This window comes from Sphingopyxis macrogoltabida, from assembly GCF_001307295.1.
Classification (GTDB): domain Bacteria; phylum Pseudomonadota; class Alphaproteobacteria; order Sphingomonadales; family Sphingomonadaceae; genus Sphingopyxis; species Sphingopyxis macrogoltabida_B.
The window spans coordinates 631,182-657,170 of record NZ_CP012700.1 but is presented as its reverse complement, the minus strand read 5'-3'; the positions used below and the strand labels follow the sequence as shown (position 1 = coordinate 657,170).

Annotated in this window: 22 protein-coding genes and 1 other RNA gene; 12 read left to right on the top strand and 11 right to left on the bottom strand. The window is 63.9% G+C overall.

All coding sequences use genetic code 11. From position 1 onward, the window contains the following. Positions 1-71 precede the first annotated feature (71 nt). The gene (locus tag AN936_RS03175; protein ID WP_084758144.1) at positions 72-2,393 is read right to left on the bottom strand and encodes a TonB-dependent receptor; all 2,322 of its coding nucleotides are present in this window, start codon (positions 2,391-2,393) and stop codon (positions 72-74) included. A gap of 495 nt (positions 2,394-2,888) precedes the next feature. On the opposite strand from AN936_RS03175, the gene AN936_RS03170 reads away from it, so the two are divergent. After that, the gene (locus AN936_RS03170) at positions 2,889-3,782 is read left to right on the top strand and encodes a LysR substrate-binding domain-containing protein (RefSeq protein ID WP_054586866.1); all 894 of its coding nucleotides are present in this window, start codon (positions 2,889-2,891) and stop codon (positions 3,780-3,782) included. A gap of 294 nt (positions 3,783-4,076) precedes the next feature. On the opposite strand, the gene glyA is transcribed toward AN936_RS03170, so the two are convergent. From glyA to AN936_RS03145, 5 genes are all read right to left on the bottom strand, one after another. Continuing rightward, positions 4,077-5,399 carry a serine hydroxymethyltransferase gene (gene glyA / locus AN936_RS03165; RefSeq protein ID WP_054586865.1) on the bottom strand — a complete coding sequence of 441 codons (1,323 nt, stop codon included), beginning with the start codon at positions 5,397-5,399 and terminating at the stop codon, positions 4,077-4,079. Positions 5,400-5,481: 82 nt separating this feature from the next. Further along, positions 5,482-6,264: a phytanoyl-CoA dioxygenase family protein gene (locus AN936_RS03160; RefSeq protein ID WP_054586864.1), complete on the bottom strand. Its 783-nt coding sequence runs from the start codon at positions 6,262-6,264 to the stop codon at positions 5,482-5,484. Between the two features lie 496 nt (positions 6,265-6,760). After that, entirely contained in the window at positions 6,761-8,776 is a 2,016-nt protein-coding gene (locus AN936_RS03155; protein ID WP_084758142.1) for a S9 family peptidase, read from the bottom strand. A gap of 11 nt (positions 8,777-8,787) precedes the next feature. Continuing rightward, positions 8,788-11,724, bottom strand: a complete 2,937-nt coding sequence (locus tag AN936_RS03150; protein ID WP_054586863.1) for a TonB-dependent receptor domain-containing protein — start codon at positions 11,722-11,724, stop codon at positions 8,788-8,790. Positions 11,725-11,835: 111 nt separating this feature from the next. Next, on the bottom strand, positions 11,836-14,622 hold the full coding sequence (locus AN936_RS03145) for a TonB-dependent receptor plug domain-containing protein (protein ID WP_054586862.1): 2,787 nt from the start codon (positions 14,620-14,622) through the stop codon (positions 11,836-11,838). A gap of 188 nt (positions 14,623-14,810) precedes the next feature. Here AN936_RS03145 and AN936_RS25840 point away from each other — a divergent pair, with 188 nt between their 5' ends. The 4 genes from AN936_RS25840 (at position 14,811) to AN936_RS03125 (ending at position 18,425) form a co-directional block, all read left to right on the top strand. Then, a complete protein-coding gene (locus AN936_RS25840; protein ID WP_335337298.1) occupies positions 14,811-16,751 on the top strand; it encodes an isoaspartyl peptidase/L-asparaginase in 1,941 nt (646 codons plus the stop codon). After that, on the top strand, positions 16,751-17,197 hold the full coding sequence (locus AN936_RS03135; protein WP_054586860.1) for an Lrp/AsnC family transcriptional regulator: 447 nt from the start codon (positions 16,751-16,753) through the stop codon (positions 17,195-17,197). The genes AN936_RS25840 and AN936_RS03135 overlap by 1 nt, the downstream gene beginning before the upstream one ends. A 63-nt stretch (positions 17,198-17,260) precedes the next feature. Then, positions 17,261-17,545, top strand: coding sequence for a hypothetical protein (locus tag AN936_RS03130; protein ID WP_234715727.1), 285 nt, complete (start codon positions 17,261-17,263; stop codon positions 17,543-17,545). A 34-nt stretch (positions 17,546-17,579) separates the two neighbouring features. Continuing rightward, entirely contained in the window at positions 17,580-18,425 is an 846-nt protein-coding gene (locus tag AN936_RS03125; RefSeq protein WP_054586859.1) for a hypothetical protein, read from the top strand. Here AN936_RS03125 and AN936_RS03120 read toward each other — a convergent pair. Continuing rightward, complete coding sequence (locus AN936_RS03120; protein ID WP_054586858.1) at positions 18,422-19,042, bottom strand: cation transporter; 621 nt, start codon at positions 19,040-19,042, stop codon at positions 18,422-18,424. The genes AN936_RS03125 and AN936_RS03120 overlap by 4 nt on opposite strands. Before the next feature lie 69 nt (positions 19,043-19,111). On the opposite strand from AN936_RS03120, the gene AN936_RS03115 reads away from it, so the two are divergent. Together AN936_RS03115 and AN936_RS25370 are read left to right on the top strand one after the other, a co-directional pair. Further along, complete coding sequence (locus tag AN936_RS03115) at positions 19,112-19,525, top strand: MerR family transcriptional regulator (protein WP_054586857.1); 414 nt, start codon at positions 19,112-19,114, stop codon at positions 19,523-19,525. A gap of 134 nt (positions 19,526-19,659) precedes the next feature. Beyond that, positions 19,660-20,514 carry a BON domain-containing protein gene (locus AN936_RS25370; RefSeq protein WP_054586856.1) on the top strand — a complete coding sequence of 285 codons (855 nt, stop codon included), beginning with the start codon at positions 19,660-19,662 and terminating at the stop codon, positions 20,512-20,514. Between the two features lie 106 nt (positions 20,515-20,620). Here AN936_RS25370 and ssrA read toward each other — a convergent pair. After that, positions 20,621-20,976: a transfer-messenger RNA gene (gene ssrA / locus AN936_RS23950) on the bottom strand. A gap of 129 nt (positions 20,977-21,105) precedes the next feature. Beyond that, positions 21,106-21,531 (bottom strand): large conductance mechanosensitive channel protein MscL, encoded by a 426-nt coding sequence (gene mscL / locus AN936_RS03105; protein WP_054586855.1) that lies wholly within the window; start codon positions 21,529-21,531, stop codon positions 21,106-21,108. Positions 21,532-21,649: 118 nt separating this feature from the next. Between mscL and AN936_RS03100 the strand changes: the two genes are divergently transcribed. The 5 genes from AN936_RS03100 to AN936_RS03080 are packed head-to-tail and all read left to right on the top strand — an operon-like array spanning position 21,650 to position 24,738. Beyond that, positions 21,650-22,252, top strand: a complete 603-nt coding sequence (locus AN936_RS03100) for a LemA family protein (RefSeq protein ID WP_054586854.1) — start codon at positions 21,650-21,652, stop codon at positions 22,250-22,252. Between the two features lies 1 nt (position 22,253). Then, the gene (locus AN936_RS03095) at positions 22,254-23,099 is read left to right on the top strand and encodes a TPM domain-containing protein (protein ID WP_420496832.1); all 846 of its coding nucleotides are present in this window, start codon (positions 22,254-22,256) and stop codon (positions 23,097-23,099) included. Between the two features lie 12 nt (positions 23,100-23,111). Then, positions 23,112-23,792: a TPM domain-containing protein gene (locus AN936_RS03090; protein WP_054586853.1), complete on the top strand. Its 681-nt coding sequence runs from the start codon at positions 23,112-23,114 to the stop codon at positions 23,790-23,792. Between the two features lie 12 nt (positions 23,793-23,804). Beyond that, the gene (locus AN936_RS03085; RefSeq protein ID WP_054586852.1) at positions 23,805-24,350 is read left to right on the top strand and encodes an NUDIX hydrolase; all 546 of its coding nucleotides are present in this window, start codon (positions 23,805-23,807) and stop codon (positions 24,348-24,350) included. Between the two features lie 55 nt (positions 24,351-24,405). Continuing rightward, positions 24,406-24,738 carry a hypothetical protein gene (locus AN936_RS03080; RefSeq protein ID WP_054586851.1) on the top strand — a complete coding sequence of 111 codons (333 nt, stop codon included), beginning with the start codon at positions 24,406-24,408 and terminating at the stop codon, positions 24,736-24,738. 43 nt (positions 24,739-24,781) lie between these two features. On the opposite strand, the gene AN936_RS03075 is transcribed toward AN936_RS03080, so the two are convergent. Both AN936_RS03075 and greA read right to left on the bottom strand, forming a co-directional pair. After that, positions 24,782-25,417, bottom strand: coding sequence for a rhomboid family intramembrane serine protease (locus tag AN936_RS03075; protein ID WP_054586850.1), 636 nt, complete (start codon positions 25,415-25,417; stop codon positions 24,782-24,784). 17 nt (positions 25,418-25,434) lie between these two features. After that, complete coding sequence (gene greA / locus AN936_RS03070) at positions 25,435-25,911, bottom strand: transcription elongation factor GreA (RefSeq protein WP_054586849.1); 477 nt, start codon at positions 25,909-25,911, stop codon at positions 25,435-25,437. Between the last annotated feature and the right edge of the window lie 78 nt (positions 25,912-25,989).

Below are 25,989 nucleotides of genomic sequence, written 5' to 3'. Positions count from 1 at the left end.
ATGCCGGCGCCCGAAGGCACCGGCACCTGCATCGGCAAGCATCGGCCTTGAGAGGACCCGATGCGCCACGATCAGAAACTGACCCCGACATTGACGCCGATCGTCCGCGGCCGCAGCCGGTAGGCACGTCCGGCAGTCGCGCCGAAGATGTTATCGACCCAGGTGAAATCCTTGCGGTTCGTCAGGTTCCGCGCGTAGAGTCCCAGCCTGAAATTATCGACCGTCACCCCGGCGCTGAGGTCGAAGAGATGGTAATCCCCCGACTTCAGCCCCGTTTCGGTGAAGTTGGTGTAATAACCGCCGACATAGCTGTAGTCGCCGCGGATATAGGCTTCGTTTTCGCCGATATCGAAGCGCTTCTCGAGCGCCGCCTTGACATTGTGGTCGGCCGAACCCGGCAGGTTGGTACCCTTCGTGCCCAGCCCCGGGACGGTTTCGTCGAGCGTCGATTTCACCCAAGAGGTTGAGAATTCGGCGAACAACCGGTCGCCGACTTCGCCGAACAGCTCGAACTCGACCCCCTTCGAGATCGCCTTGCCCGCGTTGAAGTAAAAGGCTTCGCCGCGCGCGAGCGACAAGGCGGGCGACACCGGGATGCCGGTCCAGTCGGTGTAGAAGCCGGTGAGACTGCTGCGCAGGCGCCCGTCGGGCGACTGGAACTTGACGCCGATTTCATACGTGTCGACTTTGTCCGGATCGAGCAGGCCGGGGTCGACCGCACGTTCGATCCCGTCGGCGAATTCGACCAGCCCGTCATTGTCGGCATCATCCTGGGGCAGGATCGCGCGCTGGAACTGCGGCTGGCGGAAGCCCTGCGCCCATTGTGCATAGAGGAACACCTCGTCGCTCGGCTTGTACGAGACATTCGCCTTCCACAGAAAACCGTCGGTGGTCGCACTGCGGCCCTCGGCGGTCGTCGGCACCCCGTCGACGCGGGCGATCAGGATATCCTGTTCGAACTTGTAATAGCGCCCGCCAACGGTCAGCGTCAGCGGATCGATCGGGGTCAGCGAGGCTTCGCCGAACGCCGCGAATTGCTTTTGCTTGTTCTTGTTGTCCGCCGTCTCGCGCGGCGCGCTCGCCGGCGGCGGGTTCGCGGTACCGGTATAGCGGGTGAACGCATCGGCCTTCGTCTTACGCTCTTCATAATAAAGGCCGCTAATGACCTGGAACGGCCCGTCGAACTTGGATGCGAAGCGGAATTCGTTGACGAACAACTCCTTGTCGGCGTTGGTCACCGAAGCGACCGCGAGCAAGGTGGGATCGGCAAAACCGAAGAAGCTGAAGTCGATGTCGTTGCGTCCGCGGCTCTTGATCAGCGACGTGGAATTGAGGAACGACCCGAAGCCCGCGTCATATTCGACGACGAGGTTGCTGATGTTGAGGTCCATGTTCACATAGCCGTTGCGCCCGCCATTCTCGCCGACGCGGACGCGCGCCTGCTGATAGGCGCCGGGCAAAGCAAGCTGCACTTCGCGGAAGCCGTCCTGCCGCAGCGCCTGATAGGCGTGCGACAGCGTGATCGACAGATCGTCGACCGGCCGCCACAGGATGCTGCCACGCACGCCGGTGATCGTCTCGCTGCCCGAATGCTTGTCGTCGCGCGCGACGGCACCGATCGCCACCGCATCCTCGACTTCCTGCGTCGGATCGCTGGCCGCCGTATTATTGATATAGCCGTCGTTGAACATGCGATAGGCGACGACGCGAATGCCGAGCTTGTCCTCGATCAGCGGCGCATTGACGACGCCTTCGAGCGCATAATTATGGCTGCCGCTGCGCCCGGTGTGCGAATAGCCTGCGGTCAGGCTGCCTTCGACATCGCGCAGGTTCGGGGCGTTGGGGATGACACGGACGGTGCCGCCCATCGACCCCGATCCGTATAGCGTGCCCTGCGGGCCGCGCAGCACCTCGACCCGGCTGATATCGACCATCTTGAGATCGGAGTTGCCGGCGCCATTGCCGTTGAGCGGCGGCCCGAGGCCCGTCACGGGCACTTCGCCGAAATAGCTGCCCACCGGCGTGTTCGCCGAAAGCTGGTCGGCCTGCCCGATACCGCGAATGGTGATAGTGTTCTGGCCGGCGCCGCGGTCGGCGAAGCTGACGCCGGGCAACGAAGCGAGATAATCTTCCATGCCGACAAGGTTGCGCTTTTCGATCGCGTCGCTGCCGAGCACGCTGACCGCCGCGGGGGTTTCCTGCAGCGTCGTCTCGCGGCGCGTCGCAGTGACGATGATGTCGGTGCTGGTAGCGCCGGCGTCTTCGCCGGCGTCCTGCGCTGCGGCATTCTGAACCGGGCCGAGCAATGCAACGGATGACAAGAGCGCCAGCAGCACTCTTCGGTACGAAATGGCGGAGCCCGAAATTGCGGGAGAATCATATTCGGTAATCATGGCAACCCCTTAAATTTTAAATATTTACGTCAAAATAGTTCCCGCAATTATCATCACTATTTAAGAACTAATTCTGAAGTTATATTTTATTATTATTTTATAATATAAATTCAAATTATGCTGAAAATGCCTCCTATCGGTTTCATGTTTTGAAGAACGCAAATTTTTCTTTTTTATTTGGCCCGCGGCATCGAGCTGGGCGGCGCGCGGCGAACCGGGCGCGAGCCCAATTAGGAATGTTTCGGTTTGCCTGAGCAAACCAATAATGCTGGCGCACAGGGGTAGCTGTTCTGATCCTCGTTCCTGACACCTGCATTCCTCAAGACGCGCAGGTTCAAAATGCGGACACCCAGAAAATCTAGGTGTCTCCCCCAGAATTGGCCATGTCGACAGACGGTTTCACTTCTGTAGACCAGCCTGTTGATGAACCGAGCCAATCGGGAATCGGGGAAGGTAGAAAATGATCCATCACATATCGAAGCGGCAGGTCTGCTGATGCTGCGAGAAACGCCCAATCTCGACTGGCTGCGCGTCTTCGCTGAAACGGCCGCGACCGAGAGCTTCGCCCTAGCGGCAGCCCGTCTAGGCGTCACCCCGGGCGCCGTGAGCCAGCGGATCAAAGCGCTCGAAGCCTTTCTGCGTATCGACCTGTTCCAGCGCTACCCGCAGGGTGTAAAGCTCACCGAGGCTGGGAAACGCTATGCGCAACGGGTTGCCCCGGCGCTCGACCAGCTCACCACCGCAACGCGCGAGATTACGTCGACCAGCACATCGAAGTCGGTGCGCGTCACCATGCTGCCGTCGCTGGCTCAGCTCTGGCTCGGCCCGCGGATGGAGGAATTTCACGCGCTCGAAACGAACACGACCGTCGAAATCTGGGCCGACCCGACGATCATCGACCTGCGCACCTCGAACTTCGACATGGCGATCCGCTACGGCAAGCCGCCCTTCCCCGGCTGCGACTATCGCGAGCTCTTCTTCGATGAACTGGTTCCCGTGGCGAGCCCCAAGCTGATCGAAAGCGCGACGTTCGACGAACAGGGCCTGCCCGTCGGCGCGTCGCTGATGATCGATCCCTATTGGGAGCATGACTTTGCCGACTGGATCGCGCGCACCGGCTCGACCGCGCCAAAGGCGCTGAAGACCCAGACCTTTTCGCTCTATTCGATGACGGTCGATGCCACATTGCAGGGGCGCGGCTTCATGATCGGCCATACCGCGCTGCTCGGCGAATTGCTGAAAACTGGGCAGTTGCAGACGCTGTCGGACAGACGGGTGCCATCGACGAACCAATTCTACCTGCTGACGAAGACAGCGACCCCGCTGACCGCCGCGGCGCAAACCTTCGTCGACTGGCTTCTCGAACAGGCGAGGCCGGGCGTCGCCTGAACCGCCGGGCGCTGCGAACACGCCATGGACGTCGGTTTCCGGCCGAAAGCAGACACGTCCCTCTTCGTCACCCCGGACTTGACCCGGGGCCTGCCTTTTCTTTGATCCGGCGTCGGAAGAAGGAAGGCGGGTCCCGGGTCAAGCCCGGGATGACGACTTAACCAGCGGCATATCCCCACCCAAGCCACACCGCGCTCGGGTTGGCAACGCTGCACCCCGAAAAGCACCGCCCCCGCGCCTGGGGGAGAGACCTGGCGCGGGGGCGACTCTTGACCGGTTGCGGGAGACGACCGGTTAGTTGCGGACGAAGTGCAGCGTCTGGAACTTCTTGCGGAACGCCGTCGCGCGGTCGCGAACGGACGCCGGATTGTCGGCGGTCAGTGCTTCGACGATGATGCTCGCCAGTTCGGGCATATCGTTGGTGGTCATGCCCCAGCGCACTATTTCGGGCGTTCCCATGCGGAGGCCGTTGAAACCGCCGGCAACGGGCTCGATCGGCAGGCCGATGCCCGAGGCGAGGATATTCGCCTCGCGCAGGCGCAGCGCGCCCTGATGACCGCCGCCGAAGCTTTCGGCGCGCAAGGCGAACTGCTGCGACGAGGTGATACCGCGCGAGGTTTTGAAGACCGGCAGGCCCTGCTCGTCGAGCAATTCAGCCAGCGTCGATGCCGTCGCCGCCATTTCCTTGGCATAGGCAGCGCCATATTCCTTCCAGTCGAGCAGCGCGAGCGCCAGCGACGCGGTCTTGGCGACGTCGAAATTCGCGGTCAGACCCGGATAGGCGATCTTGTCGATCCGCTCGGCAAGCGTCGCGTCGTTCGTCATCAACAGGCCCGAGGGCGGTCCGCCGAGGCTCTTGTAGGTGCTGCATCCCATCAGATGCGCGCCCTCCTCGAGCGGCTGCTGCCACGCCTTGCCGGCGATCATGCCGCAAAGGTGCGCGGCGTCGAACAGGACATAGGCCCCGACCTCGTCGGCGATCGCGCGGATTTCGCGGATCGGATGGTGCCACAGGTTGAGGCTGCCGCCGATCGTGATCAGCTTCGGCCGCACCTGCCGCGCCAGGTCGGCGAGCGCCGCGACGTCGACGGTGAAATTATCGGCGTCGACGGGCGCGGTGTGCACTTTCAGACCGTAAAGGCCCGCGGCGCCGGCGGTGTGGTGCGTGACATGGCCGCCGATTGTGTCGGGCGGCGCGATGATCGCGTCGCCGGGCTTGCACGTTGCCATGAAGGTGTAAAGGTTGGCCATCGCGCCGGACGCGAGGCGGAATTCGACATATTTCGCGCCGAAGACCTCGGCTGCGACCTCGGCCGCCAGCACTTCGATCTGCTCGATCGCCTCAAGCCCCATTTCATATTTCGCGCCCGGGTAACCAAGCGAGGGGCGGCTGCCGAGCCCGCTGGAGAGCAGCGCTTCGGCGCGCGGGTTCATCGCGTTCGTCGCCGGATTGAGGTTGATCGCGCCGACGTCGTGAATCTGGCGATTTTCCTCGACCAGTTCCGCCAGCCGCGCATCGACGGCATCCGACGAACTGCCGGCTACCTTGGCAGCGACGCTCTGGATCAGATCTTCGCTTGCTTGGCCTACCCAGGGTCGCCGCGCCAACATCGTCATAATCAATATCCCCTCAGGACGAGCCGCGCACCGATGCGCGCGGCTCGCCGCAGTCAAAATTCAAAAAATGCTTGAAGGTGCTTCAGGCGACCTTTTCGAGCAGGCAATCATCCTCGATCGCCTGAACCGGAGTCAGGTCGCGATGATGGAAATGATCCTTGCGATCGAACTTGGTATGCGCATTCTCGACCGGGTTGAGGATCAGCGAGAAGATGCTGCGGTTCCACGGCGACATGTTCGGCGGCGAACCATGAACGAGGCAGTCGCCGAAGATGAGCGCCGTACCGGCCTTGCCGGTCGCCGCGACGAGCGGGCAGGTCTCGGCGATTTCCTTGATCTTCTCCTGTTCGACGACCCACAGCGCGAAGCTCGTCGACACCGTGTCGTGCCAGGTCGCGACGCTGCCGAACTTGTGCGAGCCCTTGAAGAAATAGAGCGGGCCGTTGAACTCCGTGACATCGTCGAGGAAGATGTGAAGGTTCAGCGCCAGCGGCTGCGGCACGCCGTCATCATGGTGATGCGTCGAGAAATCCTGGTGCCACTGCCACTGATCGCCATCGAACGCCGCCTTGACGTTGATCTTCGCCTGCTGGGCATAAAGCTCCGGACCGGCGATCTGCTGCGCAGGCTCGACGAGACGCGGATGGCGGATCAGCCGGTCGAACAGTTCGTCACGAAGGTGCAAACCCATCGCCGTGCGGACGACACCGCTCTTCTTTTCGCGGATGTTCGCCGGGTCTTCCTGTTCAAAGACGCGGTTCATCGCCGCGCGGATTTCGGCGATTTCCTCTGCCGAGAAGAGGTCGGGAATAATCAGAAAGCCATTTTCCTGATATTCGTCCAAGAGTTCCTGCGAAAGCTTCATAGCTCTACTCCACGGTCCTTATTGCCTGCGTTGATGCCCAATGCCGGGTTCGTGCCCGACATTTTTCGTTGTTCCCATATTTCGGATCAGTCGGTTGCATTCGCAAACCAATAATTTTCGCTCACAGCGTTAGCGATTCTAGCTCTTGGCGCATGCTCGCACCAAATACTCGCGGAACCGGCCCGACGGGCCAGCAGCGAACGGATCGATAGCTACCCCAAACCTGATTCATCGAGGATATTTTCCGCACGCAGCGATAGAATTTCTGATAAATCTCGATACCGGGCAATCGATGACAATATAGGTCACGAATTTCGTCGCAATATCTCTCCCATTCGCGGTACGAAGCACACCATTATTCAGAATGATGGGATCGCAGCTTAAATAGGGAGGCACGGTGCAGCCTTATTTCTTTCGGCCACGCAAGGCCTTCACATATAAACATATGCTGCTGACGAAGAGCGCCTGTTCGGAACCGGTCAGGCTGAAATAACGCCTATCTCTTAAGCCAGCGGTCGTACCAGGCGATGTTGCTGCGCATCCGGTGCACAAGATAGCTCGGCACCGTAAGCCCGTGATTTTCGCCGGGATAGACGATCAACTTCGTCGGTACGCCACGTGTCTTGAGCGCAAGGTACATTTGCTCCGCACCGACGCAGGGCACATTGTCGTCGGCGTCGGCACACTGGAACAGGGTCGGCGCGGTGATCCGTTCGGGGTGGAGGAAGGGATAGCCCAGCTTACGCCAGACCTCGAAATTCTCCCACGGGGTCCCGAGCTCGAGGATATATTCGCGCGCATACATGTCGACGCCGAAGGTCGCCAGCACGTTGGCGACCCCCGCCCCCGACACTGCCGCCTTGATGCGTTTGTCGCTGGCGATCATGTAATCGGTGAGGATGCCGCCATAGCTCCAGCCGCCGACCCCGATGCGGTCGGGATCGGCGACGCCGATATCGATCGCATGGCTGATCCCGGCGCTGATGTCCTTGACGTCGAGGTTGCCCCAGTCGGCATAGATGGCGCGCGAAAAATCGAAGCCGCGCCCCGACGAGCCGCGCGGATTGATCTTGAGCACCGCATAGCCCGCCGCGGCATAGAGCCGCGCGTCGATGTCGAACTCATGGCTGTGCTGGTAAACGGGTCCGCCATGCAGGTCGGCGATCAGCGGGTAGCGCTTCGCCGGGTCATAGTCGGGCGGCAGGGTCAGGAAACCGTGGATTTCCGCATCGCCGCTCTTGAACGCGACATCCTGGATCGAGCCCAGCGCGCGCGTTTTAAGCCAGTCGTTATGATGCGTCAGCAGGCGCATGTCGCCCACCGCCTTGATCTCGGCCGGACTGCTCGCGTCGGTGTCGAGCACCGCGATCCGGCCGTTCGTGGCGACGGCATAGTCGTACCCGAGCCGCGCGCCTTCAGTCAGATAGGTGATCGCGCTGGTGCCCGGATCGATCTTTGCCAGCCAGGTGTCGCGATCCTGCTCGATCAGCGCGATCAACTGGCCGTCGGGGGTCCAGCGCGGATGATAGAACCAGCGGTCGATCCGCGCCGGCCGAGAGGTTGTACCATCGACGACGTCGGCAACGACCATCTGCGGCGAGCCATAATAGATCCACTTGTCCTCGGCACCTTCGAGCCAGACGAGCTTGCGTGAATCCGGTGACCAGGCCGGGCCCGAGCCCCAGTCGGGATCGCCGTCGGCGCCCGGCGAGGTGCTGATCCGGCGCGGTTCGCCGCCTTCGGGCGCGACGACGAAAATATCGTAGTTCAGCGTCCGGTCGGCGTCGCCATGATCCTTGGCGGTATAGGCGATCCATTTGCCGTCGGGCGACCAGGCCGGATGCCAGTGGTCGCGCGCGCCGGCTGTGACCTGCGTCGCCTTGCCGGTCGCGATATCGACGACGAACAATTGCTGGGTACGGTCGTCGAGATAGCCCCGACCGTCTTGCTTGAAGAAGAAACGCTCAGTCTCGACCGGGGGCGGCGTCTTCGCCTTGCTGCCGACATGCTTGCCGATCTCCGCCACCACGACGGCGCGCTTGCCGTCGGGCGACAGCGCGTAGTCGCTGATCCCGCCAGCGAGCGTCGTCACCTGCCGCGCCGCGCCGCCGCCCGCGGGCATGCGCCACAACTGCGTATTCTCGTCTTCCTCTTCCTTGGTGTCGTCGGGGTCGGCGCCCGGCTTTTTCTGCGCCCCCGCATCGCTCAGGAACAGGATCGTCCTGCCGTCGGCGCTATAGCGCGGCTGCCATTCGCTCGTCGCGGGGGTCTTGGTGAGCTGGACGGGCGCCCCGCCCTGCCACGGCACCGTCCACAAATCGCTCTTCTCGGCATCGAGCTTGGTGTCGTTGACCGCCACGCTATAGGCGATCCGGCTGCCGTCGGGCGAAAAGCTGGGCCCGGCGACATCGGCGAGCTTGTGGATATCCTCAAGCGTGACCGGCGCCGATTGTGCCGCGGCAACCCCCGGCATCGCGCCAAGCGCAGCGCCCGCGAGAATGAGTGTCCGCATTCGCCCCTGCCTCACTTCGCTGCCCCCAGCACGACTTTCACGCCCGTATAGAAGTAGCGGCCCATCGCCGAAACCGGATAGCTTGCGTATCCGAAAGCCGGCTTTTCGTCGAAGAGGTTGTTGACGCCCGCATAGACGTTGAAGCGGTCGCCCACATCGATGCCGACCTGCAGGTCATGCTCCCACTTCTCCTTCACCTTGAAGAAGCGCGGGTCGCTGTAATCGGGATCGCCCGCCAGATCTTCGGCGACGAAACGGTCGGTCTTGCTGAACCAGGTGATGCCATAGGCGACGGTTACCGGCCCCTTTTGCCAGCCCAAGTCGAAACTGGCGCTATACTTTGGAATATATTGCTCGCCGCGGTCGGAATCGAGTGTCGCGCCCGGGCTGGCGACGAATTCCAGCCGGTCGAGATAATTGCCGACGAGCGAGATGTTGAAGGTGCCGAGATTATCGGTGCGCAAACGATAGGCGAGCGTCAGGTCGAGCCCGGCGGTCCGGAAACCCGCGACATTGTCGGGCTTGACGTTGAAACCGATGATATAGCCCGTATCCGGGTCGCGGGTGATGCCCGGGCAGAACTGATTGTCCAGCGTCGGCTGGTCGACGCATAGCTCTGCCAGTTCCTCGGCCTGCGGCGTGTTGATCGCATCCTTGATCTTGATGTCGTACCAGTCGGCCGACAGGCTGAACCCAGGAAGGAAGCTCGGCCGCAGCACGACGCCTGCGGTCCATGTCTTCGCGGTTTCCTCGCGCAGGTTCACATTGCCGCCCGCGAGACCTTCGGTGAAGACGCTTGCCTGGGGGGTGCTCGACGGGCTGAAGGTGGTCGGATCGACGCCGAGCGCGGTCAGCAGCGCGGCGCAATTCGCTTCGCGGTTCGCGGTGCCGTTGTTCGTTTCCGCCGTGTCGCACGGATCGACGATGAAGTTGTACGACGAGCTCGCGGGCGCAAAAAGCTCGGCGATGTTCGGCGCGCGCACCGCCTGCGAATAAGTCGCGCGGAACGAGATGTCGCGCACCGGGGCATAGACGCCATCGACCTTCCACGTCGTCGTGTTGCCGATGGTGCTGTAATCGGAAGAGCGGATCGCGGCGCCGAACGACAGGAGGTGCGCGAACGGCATTTCCTTCAGCAGCGGCACGTTGAGTTCGCCGAACGCTTCCTTGACCGTGAAGCCGCCCGACGCGGGCTGAACCGCGCCCGCCCAGGTCAGCCCCGCCGAAATCGCCGGATCGGGATCGAAACGGCTGCGTTCGCGGCGATATTCGCCGCCGATCGCAAAGCCGATCGGCCCGCCGGGAAGCTCGAACAGCGCCCCGAAATCGCCCGAGATCGAGCCCGAGACGACCTGCTGCGTCACCTTTGAGAAGCTGATGCTGTCGGTCGTCACGAAATCGATCGCCGCGGGATCGCGGACATTCTCGCCATAGATATTATAGGGGATGCAGCCGTCGAGTTCGGGCGGCGCGTCGGGGTCGAGGCTCGACCGGCAGACCGGCAGCCCGGTGTCGGGATCGGTGACCACGTCGATCGCCGCCTGCCACTGCGCCTCCAGCCGGTTGCCGCGCGACAGCACGCGCGTCTTCGTCTGGCCATAGACATAGGACAGCTCATATTTCGCATGCTCGGAGATTGCGCCATTGACGCCGATCACGCCGCGCAGCGTCTTGCGCGTCACATCTTCGGTGTTGATGCCCATGTCGAAATTGTCGCGGGTGATCAGCACCCCGTCGGGCGTGTCGGGATCCTCGAAATATTCGGCCGCCGCCCCCGGCACGATCGCATCGCGGATCGACTGCGGCATGAACGGGTTCTCGGCGGTCTGGAAAAGGTAGAAATCATAATTGGGCTGCGACAGGCTGCGCGTCCGGGTACGGACATATTTGCCCTCGGCGAACAGGTTGAACGCGTCGCTGAATTCATAATGGCCGAGCGCGTTGACGAGGTGCCGCTCGATGCCGGGGAACAGGTCGCCCTGATAGCCGTCGACCGGCGTGCTCGACCCGCCCTGCGTATAGCCGCCCGATTCCTCGAGCACGAGGCCGCGGTCATAGACGCGGCCATTGCCCTCGAAATCGGCAGCGAAATCGAAATCGACGTCGACCGCGCCGAAGCGCGAACTGTCGGCATAGCGAACGTCGTTATAGATGATATTGTCGGGGATATTCGGGTCGTCGGGAATGTCGCCCTGGTTGCGATAGAGGTTCGCCGCCACCGGATTGCGCAGATACGGCCGGTCCTGATCCGACACCCGCGCATCGCGATTATATTCATAGGCGACCGCGATATTGCCACGCCCGCCGGCGAAATTCTTGCCCCAGGTCAGCGCGCCGAACTGGTTGCCGCCGTCGCCATATTCCGAAATACCGATCTGCCCGCGCGCGGTCAGCCCCTCGAAATCATGCTTGAGCCGGAAATTGACCACCCCCGATACGCCGTCGGCACCATAGATTGCCGACGCCCCGCCGGTGAGCACGTCGACCGTCTCGACAAGGTCGGTCGGGATCGCATTGATGTCGACCGCCGCCGATCCCGCCAGCCCCGACACATGGCGGCGTCCGTCGACGAGCACCAAAGTGCGGTCGGTGCCGAGGTTACGCAGGTTGAGGAGGTCAAGCCCCGCCTCGCCGAAATCGGGGTTCGAGCCGCCGGTCAGGTCACCGGTGCGCGAGCCGACAAGCGCCGGGCTCTGGACGAGGAAATCGGCTAGGCTGGTCTGCCCCGACTGTTCGATCGTCGCCGCCGAATAGGAGGTGACGGGATTGGCGAAATCGAGCTCGGGCCGTGCGATGCGGGTACCGGTGACGACGATTCCGTCGCGGGGGGTGTCGCTGCTACCCTCGTCCGCCTGATCGGATGCGGGCGGCGATTCCTGCTGGGCGATCGCGGGCGTGATCCAGCTGGCACCGGCCAGCAGGGCGGACATGGCAAGCACAGGCTTCATCGGACGCAACCCCCTATTGATTGATTCAATCGATCGTCGACCCTTGTTTCATTTCCTCAAATTGCGGACAGCAGGACAACCCGGGCCGCCTTCCGGCGACCCGGCGGCGCATCAGAGCGCCGCGCCGCCGAGCTTGTAGGTCAGCTGCAGGAAGACGCTGCGGCCGATGCTGTCGAACCAGCTCGTGTTGTAATAGGGATAGCCCGACCACGTGGGATCCTTTACCGGGTTGGTGTCGAACAGGTTCCGGATCGTCAGCGAGCCACGCATATGATCGGTGAAATCATATTGCAGCGTCGCGTTGAATAGATAGCTCGCCTTGATGAAGGCATCCTCGTCATAGTTCGGCAGCTTGCCGAGACGGGTGCCCGAGAAGGTGAATTGCAACCCGTCGCTCGCCCAGGTGATGCTGCCGTTCGACTTGTCGCGCGGCAGGTAGAAGCCGCTGTCGAACGCCAGCTTGTTCTCGATCGGATCGCCCGGATATTGCTGGAAGCTGTGCTTGAACACATGGCTGTGCGCGAGCGACAGGGTGAAGTCGCCGATACCGGTCGGCAACGTGCCGCGGAAAGCAACGTCGATCCCGCTCGTCTTTTCGCGCGCGATGTTGATCGGGTTGACCCGGATCGAAGAAATCTGGCCGGCGAGCCCGCCACTGGTAAAGCGGGTTACGCGGGCGATCGCATCCTGGCAGGTCGGCGAATTGGGATCGAGTTCGATATTGCCATCGGCGTCGGGACGGCACGCCGCCTCGTCGCGGGCAATCTGGTCGATGCTGAGATCGTCGACCTGATTGTCGAGCGAGACGCGGAAATAATCGACCGAGAAATGGAGGCGGCTCGACGGCGAAAAGACGAACCCGGCGGTCAGCGTCTTGCCCGTTTCGGCCTTGAGGTCGCGATTGCCCGTCCGGTTCACCACGATGCCGGTGCCCGAATAGCTGCAATCGCCGACTTCTTCCTCGGGCTCCTCGATCCCGCACAGATAATAATCGTCGACGCTGCTCTGGACGTTGCCCGGGCCGGTGAAGACATAGTGGAGATCGGGCGCGCGGAACGCCGTGCCATAGGCCGCGCGGAACAACATGCTGCTGGTCGGGCGCACCTCCAGCCCGCCATTATAGGTGAACTTGCCGACGTTGCGCCCGCCAAAACCGAAGCGGTCATAGCGCCCGGCGGCAGACAGCGTAACGAAGTCGAGGACGGGAACGCGAAGCTCGCCGCCGATGGCGGCATGGCTGCGCTTGCCCCTGCCGTCGCTGTCCTTCCAGCTGTAATAATAATCGGTCAGCGCCAGCGGGTCGGGGCGCAGGTTGTAACCCTGCTTGCCATATTCGGCGACCATCGCGAAGCCGACGGGCCCGGCGGGAAGCTGGAACAATTCGCCGTTGGTCAGAGTCGCCTGCAGATTGTTCGTCCAGCTGTACGGGCGATAGACGGTATCGGCCGAAATGCTGTCATATTCCGCCGGGGTCAGCGCCCGGTAAAAATAGACGTCGGGATCGCGGTTATAGATCGGATAGCCGCTGTCCTCGTCGATCCCGAGCTGGGGGCCGAGGAAGAAGTCCTGCGCCTTCTGGTTGATGATCTGCGGCCAGCGCACGACCGACTGATAGCGGCTGTAATTGAACGACAGTTCATAGTTCCAGGCGTTGCCGAAATTGCCGCGGACGCCGGGGGTGATGCTGTAGGTCGTCTGCTTGATGCGCTGCATTTCGAAGCCGCCGGTTTCCTCCGGCGCGAACTGGCGCGACCAATCGTCGATCGTCCCGTCGAACGCATTGTAGAAGCTGTTGTCCGAACTCGACGACGAATTTTCGAACGCCCAGCTCGTCACGTCGTACATCAGGCGGACCTTGCTGATCCCGAACTGGAAATCGGTGAACAGTTTGGCGTTGTCCGACAGTTCGTAAGACATGCTGCCAAAGCTGTTGAAGCCCTTGCGCCCCGACACGATCGTCCCATAGGCGATCGACGATTTGCTGCCGCAATAATAGCCGGGGCCGTAATCATCGATGACCGGGTCATAGTCGCCATAGCGCGGCCGCGAGGTATAGATGGTCGAACCGCGATTGAGATGGGATAGCCGCGCGCAGGTGTCGGCGCCCGGATCGATATAGCTGTCGTTCTCGATGCTGTAGCGAAGGAAGGTACGCCGCGCGATCGTGCTGACCGGATTATCGTCGGTGCTGTCCTGGATGCTGCGGTCATAAGCCCAGAGCGGGCGCTGATCGAGATATTCGATGCCGCCGACGATATTGAAACGCCCCGACGACCAGCCGCCGGTGGCGGTGAAGCGATGCGACATGCCGCCGCCGTGCTGGGTCCGCCCGTGGCGATAGTCGAGCGTGATGCCGTCGAGCTTTTCCTTCATCTTGAAGTTGACGACGCCGGCGATCGCGTCGGAGCCATAGATCGCCGACCCGGCACCGCTCAAAATCTCGACCTTGTCGATCAGGCTGACCGGGATGTTCGAGATGTCGGTGAAGTTGCTGCGGCCGATATAGGGCAGCGGGAAATCCGCGATGCGGCGGCCGTTGACCAGCACCAGCGTGTGGTTGGGGCCGAGCCCGCGCAGGTCGACCTGCTGCGCGCCGGGCGTGAAGTCCGCGCTGCTGCCCGATTGCGGGCTCTGCGTCTCGCCGCTGTTCTGCGTCATCGCCGCAAGCAGTTCGGGGACGCTGGTATAGCCGTTGGCGCGGATCGTGTCGGAATCGATCGTCGTGACCGGCGACGGACCCTGGTCGCGGATCGTCGGGATGCGCGAACCGGTGACGATTATCTCGTCGTTCCCGCCCTCGTTCTCGGGGTCCTGCGCCCAGGCGGGCGTGGCCAGCGCCGGCAGGCAGACGCCCAGCCCCAGCAGGATTCGAAGCGGCCGCGTACCCAGAGCTTGCATCAAAATTACCCCTTTATGTCCCCCGGCGCGACTCAAGGCGCGCCCGCGCCCATTTGACGCATTTTCGTTTCACCAGAAAGCTCCGATAATTTCAATCAATATGACGTTTTACGGAATCATATTGTCATTATCTGCGCTTATTATGTAACATCGTGCCATCGCATCGGCGCATCGGGGGAGAATTTTGGATGTTGGCTATGATCGTGCGCAGGCTGCTCCTGCCGCTACTGGCGGCGCTGGGTCTCGCACTCGCCCCGGCGGCGGCAAAGGAAGCAAAGCCGAAACCGTACGAACATTATGTGTTCGGCAAACTGAACACGCCGACCCCGGGCCCGGTGTCGGGCGGGCTGCTCCTGATGGGCGGCGGCGATCGCAATATCGATTCGATGAAATGGTTCTTCGGCAAAGCCGGAAACGGCCATATCGTCGTGATCAGCGCCTCTTACGGGAAGGAGATCGGCGAGGAATTCTTCGACGAGGTCGGCGGCATCCAGTCGGCTGAAATCTTCGTCTTTCACGACCGATCGCAATCGACGAACCGGAAGATTCTCGACCGGCTGCGCAAGGCCGACGGCATCTTCATCGCGGGCGGCGACCAGTCGCGCTACGTCCGTTACTGGCGCGGCACCCCGGTCGCCGAGATTCTCGACGCGCATGTCGCGGCGGGCAAGCCGCTCGCGGGGACGAGCGCGGGCCTCGCGATGCAGGGCGAGAAGCTTTACGGCGCGATGGACGACGGCAGCATCAAGAGCCCCGAGGCGCTCGCCGCCCCCCTCGGCCCCGCCAACACGATCGAGGGCGATTTCGTCCATTTCGCGCTGCTCAAGGGCATTGTCACCGACACCCATTTCAAGGAACGCGACCGCCTCGGCCGCCTCTTCGCCTTTCTTGCCAAGGCGCAGGTCGGGCGCCCCGCCGACCAGCCCGCGATGATCGGCCTCGGGGTCGACGAAAGTGCCGCGCTCGCGGTCGAACCCGACGGCAGCGGACGCATCTATGCGACCGCGCCTGACGGCTATGCCTGGGTGGTCGACGGCTCGACGCTGCGCGGCGTCACCGGCCGCGGCCCCCTCGATGCACCGCGCGTCAAGGTGGTCGGCGTCGGGCCCGGATCGGTCGTCCACCTCCCGTCGGGCCGCGTCGACAATCCGGTCTTCGAGCGCCACTATGCCGCACGCGCGGGCGAAATCGTAGAGGTGCCGCGCTGGTCGCTGGCGATCCACGGCGGCGCCGGGGTGATCGAGCGGGGGACCCTCTCGCCCGAAAAGGAACAGGCTTACCGCGCCGGGCTCGACGCCGCGCTACGCGCCGGCGCGGCAGTGCTCGACAAGGGCGGCGCGGCACTCGATGCGGTCGCCGCGGCGGTCCGCGTGCTCGAGGACAACCCGCTGTTCAACGCCGGGCGCGGCGCGGTCTTCACTGCCGAGGGCAAGAACGAACTAGACGCGGCGATCATGGACGGCAAGACGCTGAAGGCCGGCGCCGTCGCCGGCGTCACCCGCACGCGCCACCCGATCGACCTTGCGCGTGCCGTCATGGACAAGAGCCCGCACGTCATGCTGGCGCGCGACGGCGCCGACCGCTTTTCGGTCGAACAGGGGCTCGAACAGGCCGACCCCGCCTGGTTCCGTACCGAGGAACGCTGGCAGCAATTGCTCGCCTGGCGCGCCAGACAGCAGGCGGCGGTCGATCCCGCCCATTTGTTCGGCACCGTTGGCGCGGTCGCGCTCGACGCCGAGGGCAATCTTGCCGCCGCCACGTCGACCGGCGGCATGACGGGCAAGCGCTGGGGTCGCATCGGCGATAGCCCGATCATCGGCGCCGGCACCTATGCCAAGAACGGCCAGTGCGCGGTGTCGGCGACCGGATCGGGCGAATATTTCATCCGCGAAAGCGCCGCGCGGCAGGTCTGCGACCGTGTCGCATGGAAAGGCGAAAGCCTGAAGGATGCGGCCGACGACACAATCATGGCGGTCGGCGCGATCGGCGGCGACGGCGGGCTGATCGCGATGGGCCCCGACGGGCGCCCGGCGTTCGCGATCAACGACCTCGGCATGTACCGCGGCCAAATCACCGTCGGCGGAGCGCCCGCAACGGCGATTTTCGCCGACGAAAAGCTGGCCGACTGATGCCGAACGGCGGCGTCACCCTCGACGAGATCGACGAGCGGCTGCTCACCCTGCTCCGCGACGACGCGCGCCAGACGATCGCGCAACTCGCCAAGGAACTCGGCCTGTCGCGCGGCGCGATCTATTCGCGTCTCGCGCGGCTGGAGGAAGAACAGGTCGTCGCGGGCTATACGGTGCGGCTCGGCCGTGCCTTTTCGGCAAGCCGGGTGCGCGCGCATATGATGATCAAGACGCTGCCCCGCTATCATCGCGAGGTCGAACAGGCGCTCGCGGCGATCCCGCTCGTGCAGGCGATCCACGCGATCAGCGGCGAATATGATATCATCGCAATGCTCGAAGCCGAAGACACCGCCCAGCTCAACGAGCTGATCGACGAGATCGGCCTGCTCGACGGGATCGAACGCACGACCACCTCGGTCATCTTGGTGACCAAGGTCGAGCGGTAGAAGGCGGCGCGCGCAGGGAACCGGGGCGGCCGCTTGCCGTTATCATCGCAGGAGGGAACATCCATGCTTCGACGCCCGCAATCTTTCCCGCTGAAATATGTGTTGCCCGCACTCGCCACCGGACTGGCGGCAGGGGCCGGGATATTCGCCCTCTGGCGCCGCCGCCGCGATGGCGAGGCGCCGCAACACGCCGCCGCCTTTTCCGCTGACGAGACCGATCCCGAAAATTTCGTCCAGACCCGGTCGGCAGGCCCGGCCGCGATGCGCGATCCCGCACGGCGGCGCTGGGACGAGGTCGATCAGGCAAGCGACGAATCCTTTCCCGCGAGCGATCCGCCCGCTTATTGAGGACGCACGAGCGTAACGACGGCGGGGAACGGACATGGGGATCTTGCTGGGGCTGATCGCGGCAATCGGCCTGCTGCCGTTGGCAATCGCCCTGTTGCGGCTGCCCGCCGGGGCCGGCGCGAAATCCGCCGATAGGCGCATCTTCGCCGCCTCGACGCTGCTTTGCGCGCTCGCCTTCAGCCTGACCTTCTTCGTTCAGGAGGTCGGTCTCGTCGTGCCGAAGGCGCTGGTGCCGGGGCTCGACCCCATCCTCTACCACAACGACCATGACTGGCGCGGCGACGCGCCGGTGGCCGAATTGCTGCAGGGCGGCGGCGCAATCGCCACCCTGCTGAGCGGCCTCGCCTTCCTGTGGCTGGCCGGACGGATCGGAACGGATCGTCCGGCATGGCGGCTCTTCGCTTTCTGGATGGCGTTCCAGGGATTGTTCCAGGCGCTCAGCCAGGCCGCCGTCGGTAGCCTGATCGCCGGAAACGACGTCGGGCGCGCGCTGACCTATATGGGCATCGGCCCGCTGCTCCGCCTTGCGCTGCTTCCGCTCACGGTAATCGGCCTGTTCGCCGCCGGCCGCGCGCTGGCGCGGCGCTATCCACTCGCGACGGGCCAGCCGGATCGGGCAACCGCCCTCGCCCTGCTCGCGACGCTGGCACTCGCCACGCTTCTCACCATCCCGTTTCGCGTCCCGCGCGAACCGGTCGAGGTCGTGCTGATCCCGCTCGTCGTGCACATCGTCGGCCTCGGCTGGCTGACGCTCGGACTGGCGACCACCACCGCGGCCCAGCCACCGCCCGGCACAGCCGGGCTGGCCATACCCGCCGCCGCGCTCGCTGCCCTGCTCGCCTTCTTCCAGCTCGTGCTGCGTCCCGGCGTCGCTTTCTAGGCGGCGGTCGCCAACTCGCCGCGCGCCTGCCGGAAGACGTCGAGGCTGCCCCAGATCGCCAGCCCCGCCATGATCGCCGCGACGACGAGATCGGGCCAGCCCTGCCCCGTCCCGAACACGCCGAGCGCCGCCGCCATCACCGCGACATTGCCGATCGCGTCGTTGCGCGAGCAGATCCACACCGACCGCATGTTGGCGTCGCCGGTGCGGTAGCGATAGAGCATCAGCGCGACCGCGACATTGGCGGCGAGCGCGAGCGCGCCGATGATCCCCATCGTCTCGGCGTGCGGCGCACTCCCGCTCACAATGCCCCAGATCGCCGAACCGAACACCCAGAGCCCGAACGACAGCATCGTCACGGCTTTCAGCAGCGCCGCGCGGGCACGCCAGGCAAGCGCCATGCCCGCAACGCCGAGGCTGATCGCATAATTGGCGCTGTCGCCGAGGAAATCGAGCGCATCGGCCTGCAGCGCGCGCGAGTCCGCCGCAACCCCGGCGACGATCTCGACCCCGAACATCGCGGCGTTGATGACCAGCGCGATCCACAGCACGCGCCGCCACTTCGGATCGTTGAGTGCGGTCTTGCCGCTTTTCCCTGCACAGCATTGATCGGCCATCGCCGAAATCTCCTGTTATCTTCGAGTCGGCACCCTATATGGACCCTGTAGCAACTACAGGGTCAAGCAATGAAAATCGGCGAACTGTCGCGTGCCACCGGCACCAACATCGAAACCATCCGCTATTATGAGCGGATCGGCCTGCTCCCGGAGCCCGATCGAACCGCGGCCAATTACAGAAGCTATGGCGGCACGCATCGGGCCCGGCTGTCGTTCGTCCGCCATTCGCGCGACCTCGGTTTCACGATCGAGGAAATCCGCTCGCTGCTCGACCTTTCCGATCATCCCGAACGCGATTGCGGCGAAGCCGACCGGATCGCCAGCCTGCATCTGGCGCAGGTCGAGGAAAAGATCGCGCAGCTTGCGCTGCTCCGCGACGAACTGACGCGCATCGTCGGCCGCTGCCGCGGCGGCGTCGCCGCCGACTGCCGGGTGATCGAAGCTTTGGGCGACCACCGCCTATGCACCGTCGAGCATCCCTGACGCCAGCTTTTCCACTCGCTTCGTCGAACCGCGGGGAACTTGCCGCCCCGGCGCGCGTCGGTCTGACAGGTTGGGGGCTGCGGCCCCCGGCCGTGCCACCAGCCGCTTCCCCAGACGAGACGAGGAGATGCAAGGTGGAACGGCAAGACTATAAGGGTCGTAGCGGCAACGAGGATAAGGACGATCGTGACACGCGATCGGAACCGCTCCACGATTGGAATGCGAACCGCGAAGAAGGCGGCCACGCATATGGCGGCTACCCCGAAGCCGGCTTCGGACCGCGCGACGTGCGGCGCTACGGCGGTTTCGATCCAACGCGCGGCGGTGGCCGTTACCGCGGCGGGCAAGCACGCCGCTACGGCGCGGACAGCGATCGCCGCGAACACGAACATTGGGACCGCGAACAGGGCGGCTACGCCGGATATGGCTTCGGCGAGCGCTACGACAGCGACAGCGATTACCGCGGCCGGGGCCGGGCGTCGCGGCGCGATTGGCGCGACGATTATGACCGTGTGCCGCTCTGGCTCGCGGGCAGCTATGCCGACCTCTACGGCTGGCCGACTGCCCTGCCCCATGCGGCCGCGGATTTCGGACGCTCGACCTATCGTCGCGATGTCTATCCGGCCACCGCCCGGCACCATGAACGCGGTTTTCTCGAACGCGCTGGCGACGAGGTCCGCTCGTGGTTCGGCGACGAAGAGGCGCAGCGCCGTCGCGACCGCGACCATCGCGGCCGCGGGCCGAGCGACTATATCCGGTCGGACGACCGCATCCGCGAGGATGTCAACGATCAGTTGACCGAGGACAGCTGGATTGATGCGTCGCGGATCAGCGTCGCAGTGTCGGACGGCGAGGTCACGCTCGGCGGACAGGTCGACAGCAAGCACGCCAAACGCCGCGCCGAGGATTTGGCCGACGACGTGACGGGCGTGAAGCATGTGCAGAACAATCTGCGCGTCGACACCGGATATGTGCCGCAAGGGAGCTGAAGGTTGCGCCGAAGCTGAAGCAAGGGAGCGGTTCGCCGCTCCCTTTTGACCTACCGCGAAGGGAGAAGGTGGGACGATTCTGTTGCCCGGCTCGTCCCCAGCCGCTGGTATCCGATTCTGTTGCCCGGTTCGGTCCGAACCGCGTTCTATTTGTCTAACCTTAGGCCGTGAGGCTTATCGGTTAGGCAGCAAGAGCGAGTGCTTCGTTATCGTTAGCACTTATCGTTTTGAGCCTTGAACGGGTTACTCAGCCCGGAAGAAAATATCGCCTTTGAACACACGTCGATCCTGGTTCGGCCCCCTCAGAAACCCGCGCGCCCCAAAAGCAAGCGCGGGTTTGTGGTGGAGCCGCCGGGTACTGCCCCCGGGTCCGCTGTGTCTATTCCACGACACCATTTATCCTCATAGCCGGCCGAAACCGGCAAGACTGATATAGGAAGCCCGCCCGCGCTTGGAAAGAGCGCAGGCGGGCATTTTCGTCTCGTTTCTGCACCGGCCCACTCCCCCGCCCAGCCTCCCAATCCAGTTTATCCTGTGGGAGGCCGGGCGGGGGAGCGGGCCGGTGCCGATCCGGCTATAGCCGGAAGCGCACTACTTCTTTTTCAGTTCGTCGCGGATTTCCGTAAGCAGGTCGACTTCGGTCGGACCGGCGGGCGCAGCGGGCTCTGCGGGCGCCTTGCGGAGGACACGGTTCACCATCTTGACCATCAGAAAGATGATCCATGCGAGGATCAGGAAGTTGATCACCGCGGTAATGAAGGCGCCATAGCCGACCATCGCGACCCCGGCTTTCTTGAGCGCCGCATAATCGGTCGCCGCAATACCGTCGGGCACGCTGCCGAGCAGGATGAACTGGCTGGTGAAATCGACTCCGCCGAAGATCCAGCCAACAACCGGCATGATCAGATCCTCGGTCAGCGAGCCGGTGATCGTCGCAAAGGCGCCGCCGATGATGACACCGACCGCAAGGTCGATGACATTGCCGCGCGCGATGAATTCCCTGAATTCTCCCAACATCTTGGCTCTCCCCGGAAGGTTGGTGGTCAGCAACGAAACTGCCGCGTGGATTGCACAAAGGCAAGCGCCATCCTATTATGTGTATTGTTGCGGCAAAACGCCGCGCGAGGGAGCATTGATGACCATGACCTATCGTTCTGCCCGCTGGCTGATTGTCCCGGTTGCCGCACTGTCGCTGTCCGCCTGCGGCATCAACAGCGTTCCCACCAAGGAAGAGGCCGCCAAGGCCAAATGGGCGAATGTCGAGGCCGCCTACCAGCGCCGCGCCGACCTGATCCCCAACCTTGTCGAGACCGCGAGGGGCGCCGCGAAGATCGAGCAGTCGACGCTCGAAGGCGTGATCCAGGCCCGCGCCTCGGCGACGCAGGTGAAGCTCAGCACCGACGATCTCGAAGATCCCGCCAAGGTACAGGCGTTCCAGCAAGCGCAGGGCAATGTGTCGAGCGCGCTCGGCCGCCTGCTCGTCACCGTCGAACAATATCCCGACCTCAAGAGCCAGGCGCGCTTCGCCGATCTGATGACGCAGCTCGAAGGCACCGAAAACCGGATCAACGTGTCGGTGCAGGATTATAACAGCGCGGTACAGGACTATAACACCACGATCCGCACCTTCCCCGATATCATCGGCGCCAAGATCGTCCATGGCGCCAAGCCGATGACGCCGTACCGCGCGGTGACGCCGAACGCCAACGTCGCGCCGAAGGTCGACTTCGGGCAATAAGGTGGCCCTAACCACCCTGTTTCGCCCGCTCGCAACAGCCGCCCTCACCGGGCTGCTGTTGCTGACGGCCGCACCCGCCGCCGCTCAGACCTTTCCCAAGCTGACCGGGCGCGTCGTCGATCAGGCCGACATCATTCCGCCGGCCGAGGAGGCCAGTCTCAACACGCAGCTCGAACAGCTTGAGACGACCACCGGCCACCAGTTGGTCGTCGCGACCGTCAGCGACCTCGAGGGCAATGACATCGCCGATTACGGCTACAAGCTTGGTCGCGCCTGGGGAATCGGCGACGAGGCGAAGGACGACGGCGTCGTCTTCCTGATCGCCCCGAACGAGCGGCGGATGAACATCTCGGTCGGCCTCGGGCTCGAACCCGTGCTCACCGACGCGCTGTCTGGGCGGATCATCCGCGACGTCGTGACGCCCAAATTCAAGGCGAATGATTATCCGGGCGGCATCCAGGACGGCGTCAACGCGATCGCCCAGCAGATCCAGCTCCCGCCCGAGGAAGCCGCCGCGCGCGCGCAGGCGGCCGCGACCGAAGAACGCGACCGCGCCGACGACGGCGATATCGGCGGGCTGATCTTCATCGGCTTCATCGTCTTTTTCTTCTTCATCCTGCCGATCCTCTCCAGCCTCGGGCGGCGCGGCAAGAAGCATCGCAAGAACCGCCCGTGGGGCGGTGCGCCGATCATCGTCTGGGGCGGCGACGAAGATGACTGGGGATCGGGTGGCGGATCGTCCTGGGGCGGCGGCGGTTCGAGCTGGGGCGGCGGCGGCGGAAGCTTCGGCGGCTTCTCGGGCGGCGGCGGCAGCTTCGGCGGCGGCGGCGCGTCGGGCGGCTGGTAAGGGAGCAGGGCCATGAAAGTCAGCCATGTCAGCGAAGCCGACCATGATCTCGTCACCGTCGCGGTCGCGGCGGCCGAGGCGCATACCAGCGGCGAAATCGTCACCGTCGTCGCGGCGCAATCGAACGACTATGACGATGTCGCGCTCGTCTGGGCGAGTGTGATCGCCTTTCTCGCCATGTCGGTGATCGCGCTTTTCCCCGAATTTTACCAGGGCCTCTATTATCGCCTCACCGGCGGCTGGGGGCACGAACTCACCGCCAATGAATGGCTTGGCACGGTGATCGCGGTCGGCGTGCTCAAATGGATCGGCATGTGGCTGATCTTGTTGTGGCAGCCGCTCCGGCTGGCGCTGACACCGCGCGCGATTCTGGCGGCACGCGTCCGCGCCCGTGCGGTCGACCTGTTCAAGGTCGGCACCGAGGCGAAGACCTTGGGCCGCACCGGCGTGCTCCTCTACCTCAGCCTCAAGGAACATCGCGCCGACATCGTCGCCGACGAGGCGATCGCGGCCAAGGTCGTGCCCGAGGTCTGGGGCGACGCGATGGCGGCGCTGATCGACGAGGTTCGCGCCGGACGGCCGGGCGCCGGCATGGCCGCGGCGGTGACGCAGATGGGTCTCGTGCTTGCCGAACATTTCCCCAAGGGCGACGAAAATCCCAATGAGTTGCCCGACCGGCTGATCGAAATCTAAAAAGGACATTTCATGGCCCGCCCTGCCCCCGACGCCCCGATCGAGACCCGGTGGGAAGGAAAATTCGTCACCGTCAAACAGCAGGGAACGTGGGAATATGTCTCGCGCTCGCGCGGGATTCACGCCGCGGTGATCCTCGCGATGGATGAGGCCGCAGACGGCCGCCACGTCATCCTCGTCGAGCAATTTCGCGTGCCGATGGGCAGGAACTGCATCGAGCTTCCCGCCGGCCTCGTCGGCGACGACACCGCCGGCGAAGCCGCCGAAATTGCTGCCGAACGCGAGCTGGAGGAAGAAACCGGCTATCGCGCCGCCAACTGGCGCACCGTCGGCGAGTTTTTCAGCTCGCCCGGGATGGTGAGCGAAAGCTTCACCCTGCTCGTCGCGAAAGACCTGACCAAAGTCGGCGAAGGCGGCGGCGTCGACAGCGAGGATATCGTCGTCCACCGCGTGCCGCTGGCCGGGATCGCGGATTTCGTCGCGGCGAAACGCGCCGAAGGCTGCGGGATCGACGTGCGTGTCGCGATGCTGCTGGCGGGCGGATTGCTGGGCGGGTAGCTGATTGCGGACCTGAGGCTGGCATTTAAGACGTGTTTCTCAGATTGGGGGCCGTATGAATCCATCTGACAATGAGACGTGGCTTATCGAAATTGGCGACGAAGTTATCGCGAAGAAGGCCGACAAAGGCGAGGAGGCGCTGTCAGCGATTGAGCGCCTCATATATTGCGTTTGGGTCGCGGACTACAGCATGAGAAACGCGGGCGATCTATTGACCGCCGAAGACCTCTACGCGCCATACCGTGAGGAAGGAGAGCGCCTCGCTGAAAGAATAGGGCTTACGAAAACTAGAGCAGCCTTCGGCTTATCGTCGGCAAAGCTGGAAGCTTCCTATTTTAGTGCCTTCGAAGGAATATGCAGCGAGCTTCAATCCTGCCTGGCCCGTTGACGTCCGTTTCCCACGCCAAATCCGACGCCCAATCCAACCGGCACTACCGCCCCCCGAACCGCCAGCGGAGCAAAGGCCGCGCGAGCAGCAGCCCGGCGAGAAAGCCGCCGACATGCGCCCAGATCGCAATGTTGCCGAAACCGCCGCCACCCGCGATGCCGATCAGCAATTGCAGCCCGATCCACGCCGCCGCGAGCCACAGCGCACGCACCCAATGGCCGGGGATGGGCCCGATCGCCTGCGTCCGCGAGCGGCTGAAGATCAGTGCATAGACCGCGATCAGCGCCGAGATCGCGCCGCTCGCGCCGACGACAACGGTGGTCGACGCGGGATTCGCGAGCCACTGCGCCAGCGACCCCGCATAGGCGCCGGCGATCAGCAGCACCGCCATCGGCCCCGAACCCAGCGGCGCTTCGAGCTGGCGGCCGAGAAACAGCAGCACCATCATGTTGAAGGCGAGGTGCAGCACCCCGCCGTGCAGGAAAGCCGAACTCAGCGGCGTCAGGAAAAAGGGCAGCATCGTGCCCGGCGGGGCGATCAGCTCGGCGCCGAAGCGCGCCGGAATAAAGCCCGCGCCGATAAACGCCTGCTGCTGGTAGCCGGCGATCGACAGGACGATGAACAGCAGGGTGCAGGCGATCGCAAAGCCCGTGACCACGGGCGCGTGCTGCGGGTTCATCGCGCTGCGTCCGCCACTCAGACGAATTCGATCTTGGTCACCAGATAATATTTGTCGCCCGCAGGCACGGTGACTTCGATCTCGTCGTCGACGCGGCGGCCGATCAGCGCGCGGCCGAGCGGCGAATTATAGCTGATCTTGCCGTCCTTGGCGTCGGCCTCGGCCTGCCCGACGATCTGATAGCGCACCGGCTTGTCGTCCTCGTCGGCGAGGGTGACGGTCGCGCCGAACACGATCCGGTCGCCCGACAGCGTCGTCGGGTCGATCACCTGCGCGCGCGATAGCTTGTCCTCGATATCGCCGATCGTCGCTTCGACCTGGCCCTGACGTTCCTTGGCGGCGTGATATTCGGCATTTTCCGAAAGGTCGCCATGCGCGCGGGCTTCCTCGATCGCATCGACGATCAGGGGTCGCTCGGCTTTGAGCGCCGAGAGCTGCGCGCTCAGCTTCTCATAACCTTCCGCCAGCATCGGCACCTTTTCAACGCTTGCCATTATCCTGTTGTCCTTCGTCAATAATCCGCCGCCAGCGAAACTTCGCCGGGGCGGCCGAGCCGCTTTTCCGTCAATGTC